18 protein-coding genes, 1 rRNA gene and 1 pseudogene are annotated in these 14876 nt (G+C 39.8%); 16 read left to right on the top strand and 4 right to left on the bottom strand.

The window, feature by feature from the left end:
* Positions 1-3 precede the first annotated feature (3 nt).
* Positions 4-117, top strand: a 5S ribosomal RNA gene (rrf, locus tag V6C27_14490).
* 132 nt (positions 118-249) lie between these two features.
* Positions 250-1146 (top strand): annotated as a pseudogene (locus V6C27_14485) (DUF1002 domain-containing protein).
* A 2-nt stretch (positions 1147-1148) separates the two neighbouring features.
* Here the strand turns inward: V6C27_14485 and V6C27_14480 are convergent.
* Together V6C27_14480 and V6C27_14475 are read right to left on the bottom strand one after the other, a co-directional pair.
* Entirely contained in the window at positions 1149-1436 is a 288-nt protein-coding gene (locus V6C27_14480) for a hypothetical protein (protein MEG6617603.1), read from the bottom strand.
* A 93-nt stretch (positions 1437-1529) separates the two neighbouring features.
* Positions 1530-2576, bottom strand: coding sequence for a hypothetical protein (locus V6C27_14475; protein MEG6617602.1), 1047 nt, complete (start codon positions 2574-2576; stop codon positions 1530-1532).
* A gap of 140 nt (positions 2577-2716) precedes the next feature.
* Here V6C27_14475 and V6C27_14470 point away from each other — a divergent pair, with 140 nt between their 5' ends.
* From V6C27_14470 to selB, 9 genes are all read left to right on the top strand, one after another.
* Positions 2717-2905: a ferredoxin gene (locus V6C27_14470; GenBank protein MEG6617601.1), complete on the top strand. Its 189-nt coding sequence runs from the start codon at positions 2717-2719 to the stop codon at positions 2903-2905.
* A gap of 170 nt (positions 2906-3075) precedes the next feature.
* Entirely contained in the window at positions 3076-5262 is a 2187-nt protein-coding gene (locus V6C27_14465; GenBank protein ID MEG6617600.1) for a hypothetical protein, read from the top strand.
* Position 5263: 1 nt separating this feature from the next.
* The gene (locus V6C27_14460) at positions 5264-6025 is read left to right on the top strand and encodes a fumarylacetoacetate hydrolase family protein (protein ID MEG6617599.1); all 762 of its coding nucleotides are present in this window, start codon (positions 5264-5266) and stop codon (positions 6023-6025) included.
* Positions 6026-6209: 184 nt separating this feature from the next.
* Positions 6210-6590 carry an adenosylmethionine decarboxylase gene (speD, locus tag V6C27_14455; protein MEG6617598.1) on the top strand — a complete coding sequence of 127 codons (381 nt, stop codon included), beginning with the start codon at positions 6210-6212 and terminating at the stop codon, positions 6588-6590.
* Between the two features lie 190 nt (positions 6591-6780).
* Entirely contained in the window at positions 6781-7551 is a 771-nt protein-coding gene (locus V6C27_14450) for a polyprenyl synthetase family protein (GenBank protein MEG6617597.1), read from the top strand.
* A 62-nt stretch (positions 7552-7613) separates the two neighbouring features.
* Entirely contained in the window at positions 7614-8462 is an 849-nt protein-coding gene (locus tag V6C27_14445; GenBank protein MEG6617596.1) for a menaquinone biosynthesis protein, read from the top strand.
* Positions 8463-8547: 85 nt separating this feature from the next.
* Positions 8548-9021, top strand: coding sequence for a YkvA family protein (locus V6C27_14440; GenBank protein ID MEG6617595.1), 474 nt, complete (start codon positions 8548-8550; stop codon positions 9019-9021).
* Entirely contained in the window at positions 9021-10439 is a 1419-nt protein-coding gene (selA, locus tag V6C27_14435; protein MEG6617594.1) for an L-seryl-tRNA(Sec) selenium transferase, read from the top strand. The genes V6C27_14440 and selA overlap by 1 nt, the downstream gene beginning before the upstream one ends.
* On the top strand, positions 10439-12352 hold the full coding sequence (gene selB, locus V6C27_14430) for a selenocysteine-specific translation elongation factor (GenBank protein MEG6617593.1): 1914 nt from the start codon (positions 10439-10441) through the stop codon (positions 12350-12352). Before selA ends, selB begins: the two co-directional genes overlap by 1 nt.
* A gap of 43 nt (positions 12353-12395) precedes the next feature.
* Here selB and V6C27_14425 read toward each other — a convergent pair whose 3' ends face one another.
* Positions 12396-12629 (bottom strand): DUF1657 domain-containing protein, encoded by a 234-nt coding sequence (locus V6C27_14425; GenBank protein MEG6617592.1) that lies wholly within the window; start codon positions 12627-12629, stop codon positions 12396-12398.
* Positions 12630-12754: 125 nt separating this feature from the next.
* Here V6C27_14425 and V6C27_14420 point away from each other — a divergent pair, with 125 nt between their 5' ends.
* The 5 genes from V6C27_14420 (at position 12755) to V6C27_14400 (ending at position 14400) form a co-directional block, all read left to right on the top strand.
* Positions 12755-13174 (top strand): nucleoside recognition domain-containing protein, encoded by a 420-nt coding sequence (locus V6C27_14420; protein MEG6617591.1) that lies wholly within the window; start codon positions 12755-12757, stop codon positions 13172-13174.
* A gap of 12 nt (positions 13175-13186) precedes the next feature.
* The gene (locus V6C27_14415) at positions 13187-13663 is read left to right on the top strand and encodes a nucleoside recognition domain-containing protein (GenBank protein ID MEG6617590.1); all 477 of its coding nucleotides are present in this window, start codon (positions 13187-13189) and stop codon (positions 13661-13663) included.
* 112 nt (positions 13664-13775) lie between these two features.
* Complete coding sequence (locus V6C27_14410; protein ID MEG6617589.1) at positions 13776-13961, top strand: hypothetical protein; 186 nt, start codon at positions 13776-13778, stop codon at positions 13959-13961.
* A 35-nt stretch (positions 13962-13996) separates the two neighbouring features.
* On the top strand, positions 13997-14185 hold the full coding sequence (locus V6C27_14405) for a hypothetical protein (protein MEG6617588.1): 189 nt from the start codon (positions 13997-13999) through the stop codon (positions 14183-14185).
* Between the two features lie 62 nt (positions 14186-14247).
* Complete coding sequence (locus tag V6C27_14400) at positions 14248-14400, top strand: hypothetical protein (GenBank protein ID MEG6617587.1); 153 nt, start codon at positions 14248-14250, stop codon at positions 14398-14400.
* Positions 14401-14439: 39 nt separating this feature from the next.
* On the opposite strand, the gene V6C27_14395 is transcribed toward V6C27_14400, so the two are convergent.
* On the bottom strand, positions 14440-14637 hold the full coding sequence (locus V6C27_14395) for a cold-shock protein (protein ID MEG6617586.1): 198 nt from the start codon (positions 14635-14637) through the stop codon (positions 14440-14442).
* Positions 14638-14876 lie beyond the last annotated feature (239 nt).

Genomic DNA, 14876 nt, shown 5'->3' with positions numbered 1-14876 from the left:
TTTTCTGGTGGCTTTGCCGCAGAGGGTACACCCGTTCCCATACCGAACACGGAAGTTAAGCTCTGCAGGGCCGATGGTACTTGGGTTTATCCCTGGGAGAGTAGGTCGCCGCCAGAATTAATTTTTACCCCCTCGATTATTCAAGGGGGGTTTTATGTTATAAAACCTTTATTTGGGACTGGATTATCAATGTTATAGGTGGTATATTCATTTAGTGATAATAAGGCTGTATATTTAGGAGGAAAATGGATGATTGCATCACATAATATGAGAAAGTTATGGCTGATATTTTTTTCTGTGTTAATTTTATTATTGGTTAACGGGACTTCAACTGGTTATGCAGATAGTATACCTGGTGACACTGTGATCACTTTGGGTGCTGATTTAACCACAGAAGAGCGAAGTGCTGTACTACAATTGTTAAAGGCGCCTGAGAATACAAACTGGCTGACAATAACCAATGAAGAAAAACATCAAATGCTGGGCAAGTATCTTGCACCGGCAGTGATTGGAAACAAGGCAGTATCATCTGCAAAGGTCATGCTAGGTGAGCCTGGCAGTGGTCTGCAAGTTACCACTAACAATATCACATGGGTAAGCAAAGAGATGTATGTGAATGCTTTGGTGACTGCCGGCGTAAAGGATGCAGAAGTTATTGTCGCTGCCCCATTCCCAGTTTCGGGGACTGCGGCTCTAACGGGAATAACGAAAGCCTTTGAAATGGCCGCTGACGATCATTTGTCGGCCGATCGAATTGATGCAGCAAATGAGGAATTAGTGAAAACTGCAGAGTTAGCAAAGGAAATTGGGGACTCTGAGAAGGTTTCAAAGCTGATAGCGGAGTTAAAAAGTAAATTACCTGAGGTTAATCCACAAACTGATGACGCATACAAAGCCTTAATTAAAAAAGTTGCCTAGGATCTAAATGTGAACTTAACAGATGACCAAATAGACAGTCTAATGGAACTGCTAAAAAGGATTAAGTCATTAAACATTGATTGGAGTAGTTTAGCAAATCAAATGGCAGATATACACCAAAACTTTCAAGAAGTGATGGCTAATGATCCGGAAGCGCGTTCATTATGGGATAAAATAGTGGGATTTTTTAAGCAAATAGGTCAGATAATATCTCAATTATTAAGCTAATATTATGTAGGTTCTGGTGAGCCGCTGAAAGCACCGCTAACGGCTTCTAGGTTAATGACAAACTGGATGGTTGTGGTGGGGTTAATATATATACTAAGTGCTAAAGCAGTAGCATCTCTTCTGGTGCCACAAGTAAAAGTTAAATCAAAGTCAATGCAGGCTTTAATAAGAATACTAATAAGAGCTTGTAACTGAGTGAGTTTAATGGCATCGCTGTTACACAGGCTTTGAAACAAGTCTGTACCTAAAATCAACTCTAACTCTTTACAAACTTTATCAAACACTGACATGGTTTATCCTCCCTAAGAGGTAATATAAATATGATATTGTATGCTTGACGATCATTAACAGTGAAAGCCCCATGAGTGTAGTGCATGGGGCTTTCACAATGTAGCAACATAATCTGCTATGGTGGGGTAACTTTCAATATCATTGGTTCGCATTAGACTTTTATACTGCTGTAGCATAGATGCCAGTTTATCTCCAGTTGCATGGTTTACTAAAATTACTTTGCGGCATTTTTTATTACTTTCAAGCATCGCCTTGCGAAACAGCCACTTAGTGCGGAAATCGGTGGGTGGGAAGGAATAGCCAATAATCACAATCTGATCTGCATTTGCTAAAGCCGCCCTAGCTTGATGCCATAATTGTTGCGTAAAGGGCATAGAATCATAATTTTTCATCATGGTGGGCGGAATTATAATTGGTTGCAGTGGATGCTTACAGCCCATATGATTAGAGAAGACTTTATCTGAGTGATTGCAAACTAACCTAAGTTCTTGCTTGTTTTTTTCTATGGCAGTAAACAATTGCCGACATCCACTGCAATATAGCCAGTTAAAGGACCCGTGTAGTTTAAGGAGATAAACATGGGATTTATTTTTAGGTTGTTCCAATTTTTGATCGGATAGTATGCCGCATTTTACACCATAGCCATCAGTTGGATACCACATCCCGGTGGATAGCAATGAATTATCCATCAACAGCTCATAATTGAAAGAAATAACAACATCTTCACAGGATAAGTTTTTAGCCAATTTTATATGGTGGGGACAAGGGGCACCATATAAAATTTTATCAAAGGTGAGGGCCATTAACATCATATACTCACCACTGGCCCTTAATAAAGGTAAGGAGTGTGGATTTTCCTCCAGCTCGATATGTAATAAAGTTAGTACCTCTTCCATATCAATATTATTGCCACTACTATTGATTTGCTCAGGCGCTATGCCCCAAAAATCATTTATGAATTTAAAAAGATTGTGGTAAGTCATTGTGTTATCATAGAACTTTCTGCCTTTAATGCTATGGACAGATATAACATCAGTAGCCTTTGAAAAGAAATTTTTAGATACTGGGCTTGTAATGCCAATATAGGAACCTTCATAGCCGGCACTGGAACCGGCGCCTAACACATAAACTTTTTTCATTAATAAAACCTCCATTACATACTTTTTTATTCTGCTAGCGTAGCTAAGGTATTATTCAACTAAATTTATGATTAAAAACTGTAAAAACAGGTAAACTATTACTGTTTTATGTCAATAATATTGTTTGAGGAGGAGAGATGATGAAAGCTGTTGTAGATCAAGATCTCTGCATTAGCTGTGGAGCATGCATTGACACTTGTCCCGAAGTATTTGATTGGAATGATGATGACAAGGCTCACTCCACTGTAGATGAAGTACCAAGCGATGTAGAGGAGCAGGCTCAGGAAGCTGCTGATAATTGTCCGACAGATGCTATTAATATCTCCTAGAAGAAAAAGGTGCGGTGACCCGCACCTTTTTCTTTTAGGCAGGAATTGGTTAACCAATAGAGAATTTAATAGCGTAAGTGTATATAACTGGTTAAATGTGGCAACTATTGCTAAAAACCCTGTGGTTATTTATACTGTAACTGAATTAGAACTTAGCGGAGGTAATGATTTTGCATCGTCATTTATTAACACTACTTTTAAGCACGTTATTATTTTGCCTATTGGCCACGCCTGTTTTTGCCAATGGCTCGGTAATATTGGTAGTTACCGACAGAATGAGTATTTATGACTTAAATAATGAAGAACTAACTGGTTTTAAAAAAATTGTAGATGAAGGTGCTATGGGGTTGTTAAACTGCAACACCGCTGGCAGTATGTTACCGGTACATACATATAATACTATTGGCGCGGGGTCCCAGGTATTTGGCACTGCCTATGCTAATAAAGCTTTTAGTGTCAACACCCAATTGGAAGAAGGGTTTGCTTCAGAAATTTACCAGCAACGTACAGGAATAACACCACCGGCCAACAGTATAGTGCAACTGGGATTACCCAGAATGGAACTGGCTAATAATAATTTGCCTCGCACTGTAGAAATGGGTGCTATTGGCACCGCACTACACCAGGCAGGTTTAAAGACAGCTATATTTGGCAATAGTGATTTGACCGATGAACTTGGCAGATTGGCGGTATCTATCGCTATGGACAATAAAGGTATTGTGGACGATGGTTTAATAGGTAATGAGATCTTAATAAGTGACCCTCAATTTCCCGGTGGCAAGCACACCGATTATGAAAAATTAATCAAAGAAGTAAAAACTGCTTTAAATGATCATCAGTTTGTTGTGGTGCAGCTGGGTGACACCGAAAGGCTTTACCAACTAAAAAATGATATTTTCCCTGAGGTTTATAAAAAATATTTTCAACAGAGTATCCAGAGAGCAGATAGTTTTTTAAACGAATTGACAAACAGTATGAACAATAACGATATGTTAATATTTTTATCGCCAACCCCGGATGAAACATTGGTAGCTGAGAGAAAAAGGCTAACTCCTGTTATCATTTGGGAAAAGGGTAACATTAACGCTGGGCCTTCTATATTAGAATCAGGCACCACTAAACATCCGGGAATTGTCATGAGCACCGATATAGCAGCGACAATTCTCAATTACTTCGATTTACCGATATCCAGTAAAATTACTGGTAGACCAATATATACTGTGCCTGCTGAATATAATCCGGTAGAGTTTTTGCAAGACAAACAGGATCAATTGGCGGTTACCTATGATGCTCGAACACCATTACAGCAAGGATACGTGGCATTTCAAATTGTTATTTTGGCTGTATCTCTCTATATGATTTTTATCAGTAAAAAAGGTGCTAATTTGTTAAAACCAGCCATATTGTTTGTAGTGTCGGTGCCGTTAACATATTTACTACTGCCACTTTTACCCAATCCAAGTGTACCAATTGTGGCCTTTGAGCTAATTTTATTTGCTGCTGTGATCACAATCATTGTCACAATGGTGGGAAGAGGCAACTTTATGAACAGTTTTGCCTTACTGGCCACGCTCACTGCTGCCATGTTAATAATAGATATTTTACTTGGACAGCCACTACAAAAACAGTCCATACTTAGTTATGACCCCATGGTGGGGGCGCGCTTTTATGGCATTGGCAATGAGTACATGGGTGTTTTAAATGGGTCATTGATTATGGCAACAGCCTTTGCAGTTAATAAATTTGAAGGCCATAGAAAAACTGCCATAATAATTTCGGGCATTATTTTTGCTATAACGATTCATTGTATGGCTGCCCCTAACTTAGGTACCAACGTCGGCGGAACCATAGCGGCGTCGTCAGCGTTTCTAGTGACGTTTTTGTTATTCACCGGTGTTAAATTCAGACCTAAAGTAATCGTTGGCATAATCATTGCAGTGGTATTACTACTGTTGTCATTTATAGCCTTTGACCTCAGCAGGCCTATTCAGCAACAATCTCACATTGGCCAAACTGCTAGGTTAATTATTGAGGGTGGCTTTACGGAGACTATCAATATTATCAGTCGCAAATTGGCAATGAATATGAAACTAGTACGCTATACGGTATGGACTAGGGTACTACTGGCAATTATTGTAGTATTGGCGATATTATTTTATAAACCCAAAGGAATTATGGCGAAAATTAAATCAAGATACCCTTACTTATTTAAGGGTTTTATCGGATTGGTAACTGGAGCACTGGTGGCTTTTGCCTTTAATGATTCTGGAGTTGTGGCTGCTGCCACCACCATGATCTTTGGTGCACCACCGTTAATATATTTGGTGCTAAAGGAAACAAATAAAAGGGGGATTTAAATTGCGTATAGGCCGTTTTTCTTATAAGGGACAGTTGTTTTCCGGTCTTTTGGGTAATGATGATTTGGTTTACCCTTTGATTGGCGATGTTTTTAAAGAGATAAAACCTGCCAATTACGGCTATCCACTTCAAGATGTTAAAGTGCTTGCCCCTTGTAAACCCAGTAAAATTGTTTGTGTTGGCCTTAACTATCGGGATCATGCTGAAGAATTTGGATTACCGGTTCCGGATGAACCAGTGATTTTTTTAAAACCGTCCACTGCGGTGATTGGTCCCTGCGAAGCCATTGTTTTACCACCGCAAAGCAAACAGGTGGATTATGAAGGCGAACTGGCAGTGGTAATTAAAAAGCGAGCTAAAAACATAACCCCTGTTGAGGCACCTAGTTATATAATGGGTTATACCTGTGCCAACGATGTTACCGCTAGGGATTTGCAAAAAAAGGATCAACAATGGATTAGGGCTAAATCATTTGACACCTTCTGCCCAATTGGTCCATATATTGTTACTGATGCAGACCCCAGTGCCCTATCAGTTGAGGTTTTTCTAAACGGAGTACTAAAACAACACACCAATACAAAATATTTAATTTTTAATGTGTCAGAATTAATTAGTTTTATTTCCAAGGTAATGACTTTATTGCCGGGTGATGTTGTGCTTACGGGTACTTCCAGTGGAGTGGGCGCGATGGTGGACGGTGATAAAATTGAAGTAACCATTGAAAATATTGGTAAGCTGTTGAACCCTGTTATCAAGCAATAAAGGGGTTGTGCAAAGGGGCACAATCCCAACTGGGATTATGTACTATAACTGCTGAAATTTCTGTTGACAACAACAAATTTCATGCTAAAATGAATTCTGTGGAATTTAAGCAACCCGGTAAAAAACAAATTTCGGGAGGATTGGTAATTCCTAAAATTTAATTTTAAGGAGGACGATAGCCAAGATGAAAAAATTGGGCCGTCACGTTTTGGCAGAAATTTATGGGTGTGAATTCGACATTTTAAATGATGTCAAAAAAGTAGAAGAAATCATGATAAATGCCGCCTTAGAGGCCGGTGCAGAAGTTAGAGAGTTTGTATTCCATAAATTTTCTCCACAAGGTGTAAGTGGAGTTGTTGTAATATCAGAAAGTCATTTAGCAATTCATTCTTGGCCTGAACTTGGCTATGCTGCAGTGGATGTATTTACATGTGGCGACAAAGTGGATCCATGGGATGCCTGTGATTACCTAGTTCGTCATTTCGGTGCCACTGATATATCTGCTAAAGAAACAGACAGAGGCCTCCTGCCTGAGACTGATCGTCAAAGGGTTGTAAACCTATAGGAGGGGATACTATTAGTACCCAATATGTAAAAAGTTAGCGAAACCTTGCAAATCCTAGGTGGGATTGCAAGGTTTTTGCTTTCTTTACTATAATTACAAACAGATTGTTTATCATTAATAGTTCAAAAAATGCAGGAAATTTCGTATAATTAACGAATAACTAATTAGTTTATAGAAGGGGGAACATATTGTGACCATCTCATTACAGACAATACAGCACGAGTTAAGTTTAGTGGACGCAAGAATAAATAAAGAATTGATGATTAGAAAATCAGGTCATGCCGGTCAGTTTGCTCATTTAGAGTTCTCCCGCCTCGATAGTATCATCCGACCAGCATTAACTATACTAGTTGGCAAAATGTTTTCTTTTGAAAAAAATAAGTTAGTTACACTGGCAAGCATATTGCAATTGATATATATGTCATCGCAAATTCATGCTAATGTAACTGAGAGTAACCAAGAGGTTAATGACGTTAGGGATGGCTGCCAACTTCCTGTCTTAGTTGGAGATTACTTGTTTGGTAAGTTTTTTACTCATCTTAGTGATCACGATATGTTGGAGTATCTTATTCCTCTGGCAGAGATAATCTGTCGGGTTAATGAAGGAGCCACCTTAAGAAACCAACATTCTAAAATCAATGTTAATACTTCCCAAGAACTATTATACAATATTATTAAAATGGAAACGGCAGAACTGTTTGCTGGCTGTACTTCCCTCGGGGCCAAAATAAGTGGTGCGGTAGAGGCGGATATCAAAATAATGTATGAATTTGGCCTAAATTTTGGGTTGGGTTTTGGTTTATTGGAGCAAGGTGTATCATATGAGTATGTTGAAAAGTACTTTAGTCAGGCGGAGAACTTATTAAAATATGTGGTGAGCTCAGAAAGTAGCAAAGAGCTATGTGAGTTATTAAGCAAGTTTAAAAATAACGAAGTGCTCTTTCAAAGAATGGTAGGTTGATAGAAGCTAAGGTAAAAATAATGATATAAAAGAGAAGATGACTTGGGGAGGAGGAGTTTTGAGTGGCCGAACTTCACTTGGGGCAGGTAGACTACATTAACTGTATAATGCCCTACCATGCCTTTGAAGAAGGACAATTACCTTTGGACGCTAAAATTACTAAAGCCTCTCCCACAAGGTTGAAACAGATGTTTTTAGAAGGCAAACTGGACATCACACCGTTATCTGCCATTGAATATGCTCGCTATGCCGATCGATGTTATATTTTTCCCAATATGTCTATCAGTGCTAATGGCAAGGCAGATAATGTTGTATTATTAAGTAGGGTTCCGGTTACTGAATTAGAAGGGCAGAGGGTGGCGATAACCAGTTTAGACACTACGGCTAATGCCCTTTTAAAGATTTTATTTGAGCATTACTATCACGTTGAAGTAAATTATTTGACAATGGACACTGATTTAGATAACATGCTGGCCCATGCTGATGCAGTTTTACAAATTGGTGACGATGCCATGATTGCTAATCAACGAGTTAAAAATGAATCGCTACCGTATATCGTGACTGACTTGGGGAGATCATGGAAAGAGTTTACTGGCGAAAAAATGGTGTTTTCAATTTGGTGTGTGCGGAGGGATTTTGCTCAAAACAACCCGGAGAAAGCAACTGATATAATAGATTTATTTTCTCAGTCCAAGTTGCTGGGTGCGAAGCAACTTCCAACATTAGTGGATATAGCACGGCGTAAAATTGGACTGCCACCGGAGGTTTTGGAGGAATATTTTCATCAAATTAGCCATGAATTTGACGATCAATGCCGCCATGCACTAATTACATTTTACGATTATGCCTATAAAAGTGGATTGATCGAAGAGCGGGTAAAGTTAAATATCTGGGGTGAAAATATAGGGTAATTGTAGGGCGCGAGTAATCGCGTCTTCTTTGCATCTTGAAGCATTGTATCATATAATCTTACTATGATTACTTTGGAGGTGCCCAATGACCAATATTGATATCACCCCTGTATTAAAAAGACTTTCTCTTTATGGCCAACTTACCTATGATATTTTTAAAACTTTAAAACTTACTAAAAGGCAAAAATTAATCTTGGGGGCGGGGTTAGCATATTTTGTTTCTCCAATTGATATCATTCCGGGCTTTATACCGATATTGGGACAACTTGACGATATCATTGTTGCGCTGACAGTATTGGTAAAAATTTTAAAGGAGTTATCTCCTGAGAATAGAAATACTTACCTCGATAAATTTCAATTGACTTTAGAAATGATTGAGAACGATTTAGAAATGGCCAAAGAATTGGCTGGCCAACTGGCTAAAAAGGCTGTTCTTTCCAGTGGACGGTTAGTACATTCTGGTGGCAAAGCAGCCTTTAAATTGGCCTCTTGGGGAATAGGCACTGTTACCAGGGGTGCAATGGCTTTGAAAGGTAAATATAAATGCGGAGGTAAATGATGGTAAAGGAGAATCAAGCGTCGCTGTTAAGGGCGTTGCCGGCAGTGGATGAGATTTTGCGCCAGCAGCCAGTTATTGAACTGCTGTCAGCTAACCCAAAGACAGAAGTGGTAGAGGTGATCAGAAAGGTTTTGGCTGACATCCGCCAAGGTATTTTGGCGGATAACATTACGTCAGTTAGTGTCAACTTAATTGTGCAATCAGTATTAGAAGTGGTGAAGAATTTAGCCATACCAAATTTGCGTCCGGTGATAAACGGTACTGGTGTGGTGTTACATACTAACCTGGGACGGGCAATATTGTCACAAAGTGCTCAACAAAACATGGCCGAGATTATCAAAGGTTATTGTAATTTGGAGTTTAATCTTGATACAGGTAAGCGAGGCTCCCGTTATAATGCAGTGGAAGGATTATTGACCAAACTGACCGGCGCCGAAGCAGCACTGGTGGTAAACAACAATGCTTCGGCAGTATTGTTGGCACTAGGTGCCTTGGCCAAGGGTAGAGAGGTAATTGTATCCCGGGGGCAGTTGGTGGAGATTGGTGGGTCCTTTCGTATTCCAGAAGTAATGGAGCAAAGTAACGCCAAATTAGTAGAAGTGGGGGCCACAAACAAAACCTACCCTAAGGATTATGAAAAGGCCATCACTGAGCAAACCGGCTTGCTCTTAAATGTACATACCAGTAACTATAGAATTGTCGGTTTTAGCAGAGAGACCACCGTGGAAGAACTGGTAGAACTGGGCCAAAGGCATAACCTGCCAGTGATGAGTGACTTGGGCAGTGGGTTTCTGGTGGACCTAGCTAGGTTTGGCTTACCAAAAGAACCGACCGTGCAAGAGGTGGTTAAAGCCGGCGCTGATGTAGTTACATTTTCTGGGGACAAGCTGCTCGGTGGCCCCCAGGCAGGAATTATTGTTGGCAAAAAGCATTACATAGAAAAAATGAAGAAAAATCCTTTAACTAGAGCAGTGCGTATTGACAAATTTACAGTGGCAGCGTTAGAAGCCACTTTGCGTGAATATTTAGATGCTGAAAAGGTGTTGGTAAATATACCAACACTACGTATGTTAACTGAATCTAAAGAAAGCCTACAACAGCGAGCCAAAATGTTGGCAAATGCGCTGGCTGACCCTTTGGGGGCTTATGCTGATGTTACCTTTGAAGAAGGGTTTTCCCAGGTGGGGGGAGGCGCTATGCCCACAGCGGACATGCCCACAGGTATGGTGGCCATTAAACCCAGACAGATAACGGTAGATCAGTTGGTACATAAGTTGCGATTTGGTACCCCCCCTGTGGTTGGTAGAGTGCAAGCAGATAGATTGCTATTGGATGTTCGCACCCTGCAGCAACACGATACTGCGCCACTATTAACGACTTTATTACAAGTATTGGCATCAGAAGGTAGTGAGATTTAATGAAGCACATCATTATTGGTACCGCTGGACATGTTGACCACGGTAAATCACAACTAATTAAGGCGTTAACGGGCATTGAAACAGACCGCTTGCAGGAAGAAAAAGAGCGGGGTATATCCATAGAATTGGGTTTTGCCTATCTAACACTACCCAGTGGTCGTCGGGCTGGGATAGTTGATGTACCTGGACATGAACGCTTTATTAAAAACATGTTGGCCGGGGTCAGCGGCATTGACTTAGTATTATTGGTAATTGCCGCAGATGAAGGCGTAATGCCTCAAACCCGGGAGCACTTTGACATTCTACAGCTACTGCAGGTAAAAACCGGCATTGTGGTATTAACTAAAATAGATTTAGTAGATCCAGATTGGTTGGAGCTGGTAAAAGAAGAGGTTAAAGATTTTCTCAACGGCACCACTTTGGAAAATGCACCATTAATTGCGGTGTCGTCGGTAACTAAGGAAGGTTTGCCTGAATTATTGGCTACCATCGACGGCATGGTGCAGTCGGTAGAAGAAAGAACCGATACTGGTAAAATGCGATTACCGGTGGATAGAGTTTTTTCGGTTACCGGATTCGGCACGGTGGTTACTGGAACCATGGTTTCAGGCAGATTGTCAGTTGGTGATGAAGTGGTTCTGATGCCTACCAATATTGCCAGTCGAGTACGGGGTTTACAGGTGCACGGAAACAAAGTGGATTTTGCCCAAGCCGGACAAAGGGTGGCAGTTAACCTTGTTGGGGTAGAAGTGGAACAAATACAGCGGGGCCATGTGGTTACAGCCCAAGGAGCATTAACTCCATCCTTTAGAATAGACACTAAATTACATTTACTATTAAATGCCCCTAAGGCTTTGCAACACCGCACCAGAGTAAGATTACATATTGGCACTGATGAAATTATGGCCCGGGTGATTTTATTAGATCGAGATGAACTACAACCCGGAGCAGATGCCTATGCCCAACTGCAATTGGAGGAACCAGCTGTAACCAGCAAAGGTGATCGGTTTGTCATTAGAAGCTACTCTCCCATGCATACCATTGGCGGCGGCATTATTATAGATGCTTTGCCGGCAAAGCATAAAAGATTTAAACCTGAAATTATTGAAGCTTTGACCACCAAAGAAAAAGGTTCCCCCGATGAGCTTTTGTTACAATTTATAACGTTACATTCATTACCTGTAACCCTAAACGAAGCAGCGGAGCAATCTAGGCTTTCGTTAGAGGATGCTATAACCGCTTTGAATAAACTGGTCAGCGAAGATAAGATTAAGTTAATTACTGCTGAAGGTAAAGAACTGCTACTACTTAAGGAACGTTATCTTGATTGGAGTAACCAGATAACTGCTTCCCTTAAGGACTACCATAACAAGTTTCCGCTGCGGGAGGGTTATCCCAAAGAAGAACTGCGGTCACGGATGTTTGATAAGTTGAGTGCCAAAGCTTTTCAATATCTGTTATTAGAATTTAGTAAAGATAATATGTTTAAACTGTACCCTCAAACCATTGCTCTGCCAGACTTTACCAGCTTACCAACCGGCAATGAAGCCCGAGTGGTGGCTACAATAGAGAGTATTCTAAAAACTAATGCTTTCCAACCCCCTAATTGGAAGGATGTAGTTAAGCAAGTGGGATTGAGTCCAGAAGAAGCAACCGAGTATCAAGGTTTTTTACTACGCTTAAATAAAATTAGAAAAATAGCTGATGACATTTACTTCCATACTGATGTCCTTAACCAAGCCAAAGAGAAGATTGCCCAGTACATTAAGGAAAACGGGAAAATAACTATTGCTGAGACCAGAGATGTTTTAAATACTTCCAGAAAATACGCATTGCCATTATTGGAGTGTTTTGATCGTGAGCGTTTTACCCGTCGCATAGGGGATGATCGGGTTTTAGGAGCAAAGGCCTAATAAAGCGAAGCCAGGAGTTGGTGCTCCTGGCTTTTTGTGGTAACTATTTTTTTTGTTGCTGCTGAGCTTGTTGAAAAACCTTGTATTGGGGTTCTTGTTGCTCAATATAATTGCAACGACCTTCCAAGCCCTGGCAGATTGAATTTAATTGCTGTGCATAGTCACTAAACATTTTCTTCGCCGTCTTATCTTCGGTTTGTAAAGCAAATGTTTTCATGGTGGCAGCAGCGGTTTCTAAACCGGCCAGTGTTTGATGCATTTGTGTACCTATTGTCAAATAGAAAACCCCCTTAATGTTTTTTAAGCTTGCAGCACACTAATATTATTGCTTAATTGATTTTAGATATGAGTGGAATTTTTTGCGGGTGTTCATTTAATTTATAACTGGAGGAGTAGAATATAATGGTTACTGCCGAAACCTTTAAAAGGGGTATCAATAAAGGATTCGTTACTACTTGGGAACTTACTAAAGTGGTGGTACCTATCTATATTTTTGTTACTTTACTAAGTTACATTGGAGTTTTGAACTGGGTGGCTGTTATCTGTGAGCCAGTGATGAATTTACTAGGTCTGCCCGGAGAAGCTTCACTGGTGATTGTAATGGGCTATGCCCTTAACATCTATGCCGCCATCGGTGTGATGGGTACATTAACATTGACTGTTAAAGAGGTGACCATCATTGCTGTAATGCTTTTACTTTGTCACAGTTTATTCATAGAAACGGCAGTGGCAAGACGGGCCGGCATGAATGGTAAAGTCTTAGTTGGTATCAGATTAGCCCTGTCCTTTGCCAGTGGTGTATTGTTAAACATTTTGCTGTAGAGGGGGAAAAACATGGATATTCTTGCCTTTCTAAAACAAGCACTTTTAGGTAGCTTAGAACAGGTGTGGATAATGGCGGTAATTATTTTTCCATTAATGCTTATTTTAGAGATTGCTAAAGATCTCAATATCCTAGATAAATTAGGTGCAATATTATATCCGTTATTAAAATTATTTAATATCTCCAACCATGGCGGTATTCCTTTAATGGCTGGTTTGGTTTTTGGCATCAATTACGGGGCTGGTGTCATTATTGATGCCGCCAAAAGTGGAGCATTGGATGCCAGGGAAGTGTATTTAGTCAACATCTTTTTAGTTGTTTGCCACTCTATATTTGAAGATACCGCTCTTTTTATGGTATATGGTGCCAATGGAGCGCTGATTGTGCTCAGCAGGTTAATTATGGCCATAGTAATCACTTATTTATTTAGCCGATGGAAACGTTTAACAGTGGTGACAGCCACTACCAATAGCAGCACCCAGTATTAATTTAAGTTGAATGCTAATAATAGTATTGGTGGTGGTAACTATGGATTATACTTGCTTATTATGCAACCATCTGGTGGAAATAACGCAACCTTGCTCAAAGTGTGGGCAGTCAATGGAAAACCTAGGCTTGTTACAAGACTTTTATGATCCCTATAGTGCCTATGAGGAACAAAAATTATTTGAAGATGGCTATAAAAATTATAATCATGATTACTGTGTTCATATTATGCGCTGTAACGCTTGTGGCACAGAATCGCTACATGCCTTCAAAAGACTAACAGAAAATGAATTACATTAAAGAATGGGTGCATACTAAATTAAGGGGTGAAATATATGCGCCAAAATTTGAATAACGGTGAACGGTTACTAAGTATAGTGGGTGGTCTGGCATTTACTGGGCTGGGTATGTCTGATAAAATGCGCGGCACTTTTTGTGGAAAGGCCATTGCAGCGATTGGCATAAAAAACACTTTGGTTGGTTTGGTGGGTTATAACCCATTGTTAAAAAATAATGATGAGTAGGTGCAATATTACCCAGTTTAATTAGTTTTCTTTTGGGAACTATATTTTTAGGAGGTGATATTTTGCCTAAAGAAAAGAAATTTAGTAGTGCTCAATGTATTAATGAAGAGGGTGAGTTATCTTCATCGGCAATTGAAAGTAGTTCTGACGGCTCCAATAGTTCCAGTAGTGTAAGCAGTGGCTCCAGTAACTGCCCCGGTGGAAAGTGTAAATAAGTCAAATAAAACCCGGCTAAGCCGGGTTTTATTTGACTTTTACATTCTGCTGACATTTGAGGCCTGTTGGCCACGGGCGCCTTCCACTACGTCAAAATTTACCCTTTCACCTTCGTTTAAGGTTTTAAATCCATCCCCATTAATGGCGGAGAAATGTACAAATATATCTTCACCATTCTCACTCTCAATGAATCCAAATCCTTTACTTGCGTTAAACCATTTTACTGTACCTTGCATGCTTTTCTTTCCTCCTGATATTAAATAAATTCAAAAGTATTATGTCCATTTATGTGGATTGTTTATGCATAAATTCATAATCCTTAGTTTATATTAATGTTAATATTTAAATATGGAGCATTCCTGTAATGAAATAAAATGCACTTTGAAAAAATAAGTACCTCACAGTAGAATTTAAATGTGCAATCGGCCAAAAGCACAAAATTAAATTCACGGAGGTACTCAAAATGAAGTATAAC

Source organism: Peptococcaceae bacterium 1198_IL3148 (genome assembly GCA_036763105.1).
Lineage (GTDB): Bacteria > Bacillota > Desulfotomaculia > Desulfotomaculales > Desulfohalotomaculaceae > JBAIYS01.
This window is presented reverse-complemented; position numbering and strand designations above follow the sequence as displayed.

Excerpts from the sequence above, each read along its gene's own strand:
- V6C27_14480 (MEG6617603.1), bottom strand. The coding sequence starts at position 1,436 with ATGTCAGTGTTTGATAAAGTTTGTAAAGAGTTAGAGTTGATTTTAGGT.
- V6C27_14475 (MEG6617602.1), bottom strand. The coding sequence starts at position 2,576 with ATGAAAAAAGTTTATGTGTTAGGCGCCGGTTCCAGTGCCGGCTATGAA.
- V6C27_14470 (MEG6617601.1), top strand. The coding sequence starts at position 2,717 with ATGAAAGCTGTTGTAGATCAAGATCTCTGCATTAGCTGTGGAGCATGC.
- speD (MEG6617598.1), top strand. The coding sequence starts at position 6,210 with ATGAAAAAATTGGGCCGTCACGTTTTGGCAGAAATTTATGGGTGTGAA.
- V6C27_14440 (MEG6617595.1), top strand. The coding sequence starts at position 8,548 with ATGACCAATATTGATATCACCCCTGTATTAAAAAGACTTTCTCTTTAT.
- selA (MEG6617594.1), top strand. The coding sequence starts at position 9,021 with ATGGTAAAGGAGAATCAAGCGTCGCTGTTAAGGGCGTTGCCGGCAGTG.
- selB (MEG6617593.1), top strand. The coding sequence starts at position 10,439 with ATGAAGCACATCATTATTGGTACCGCTGGACATGTTGACCACGGTAAA.
- V6C27_14420 (MEG6617591.1), top strand. The coding sequence starts at position 12,755 with ATGGTTACTGCCGAAACCTTTAAAAGGGGTATCAATAAAGGATTCGTT.
- V6C27_14415 (MEG6617590.1), top strand. The coding sequence starts at position 13,187 with ATGGATATTCTTGCCTTTCTAAAACAAGCACTTTTAGGTAGCTTAGAA.
- V6C27_14410 (MEG6617589.1), top strand. The coding sequence starts at position 13,776 with ATGGAAAACCTAGGCTTGTTACAAGACTTTTATGATCCCTATAGTGCC.
- V6C27_14405 (MEG6617588.1), top strand. The coding sequence starts at position 13,997 with ATGCGCCAAAATTTGAATAACGGTGAACGGTTACTAAGTATAGTGGGT.
- V6C27_14395 (MEG6617586.1), bottom strand. The coding sequence starts at position 14,637 with ATGCAAGGTACAGTAAAATGGTTTAACGCAAGTAAAGGATTTGGATTC.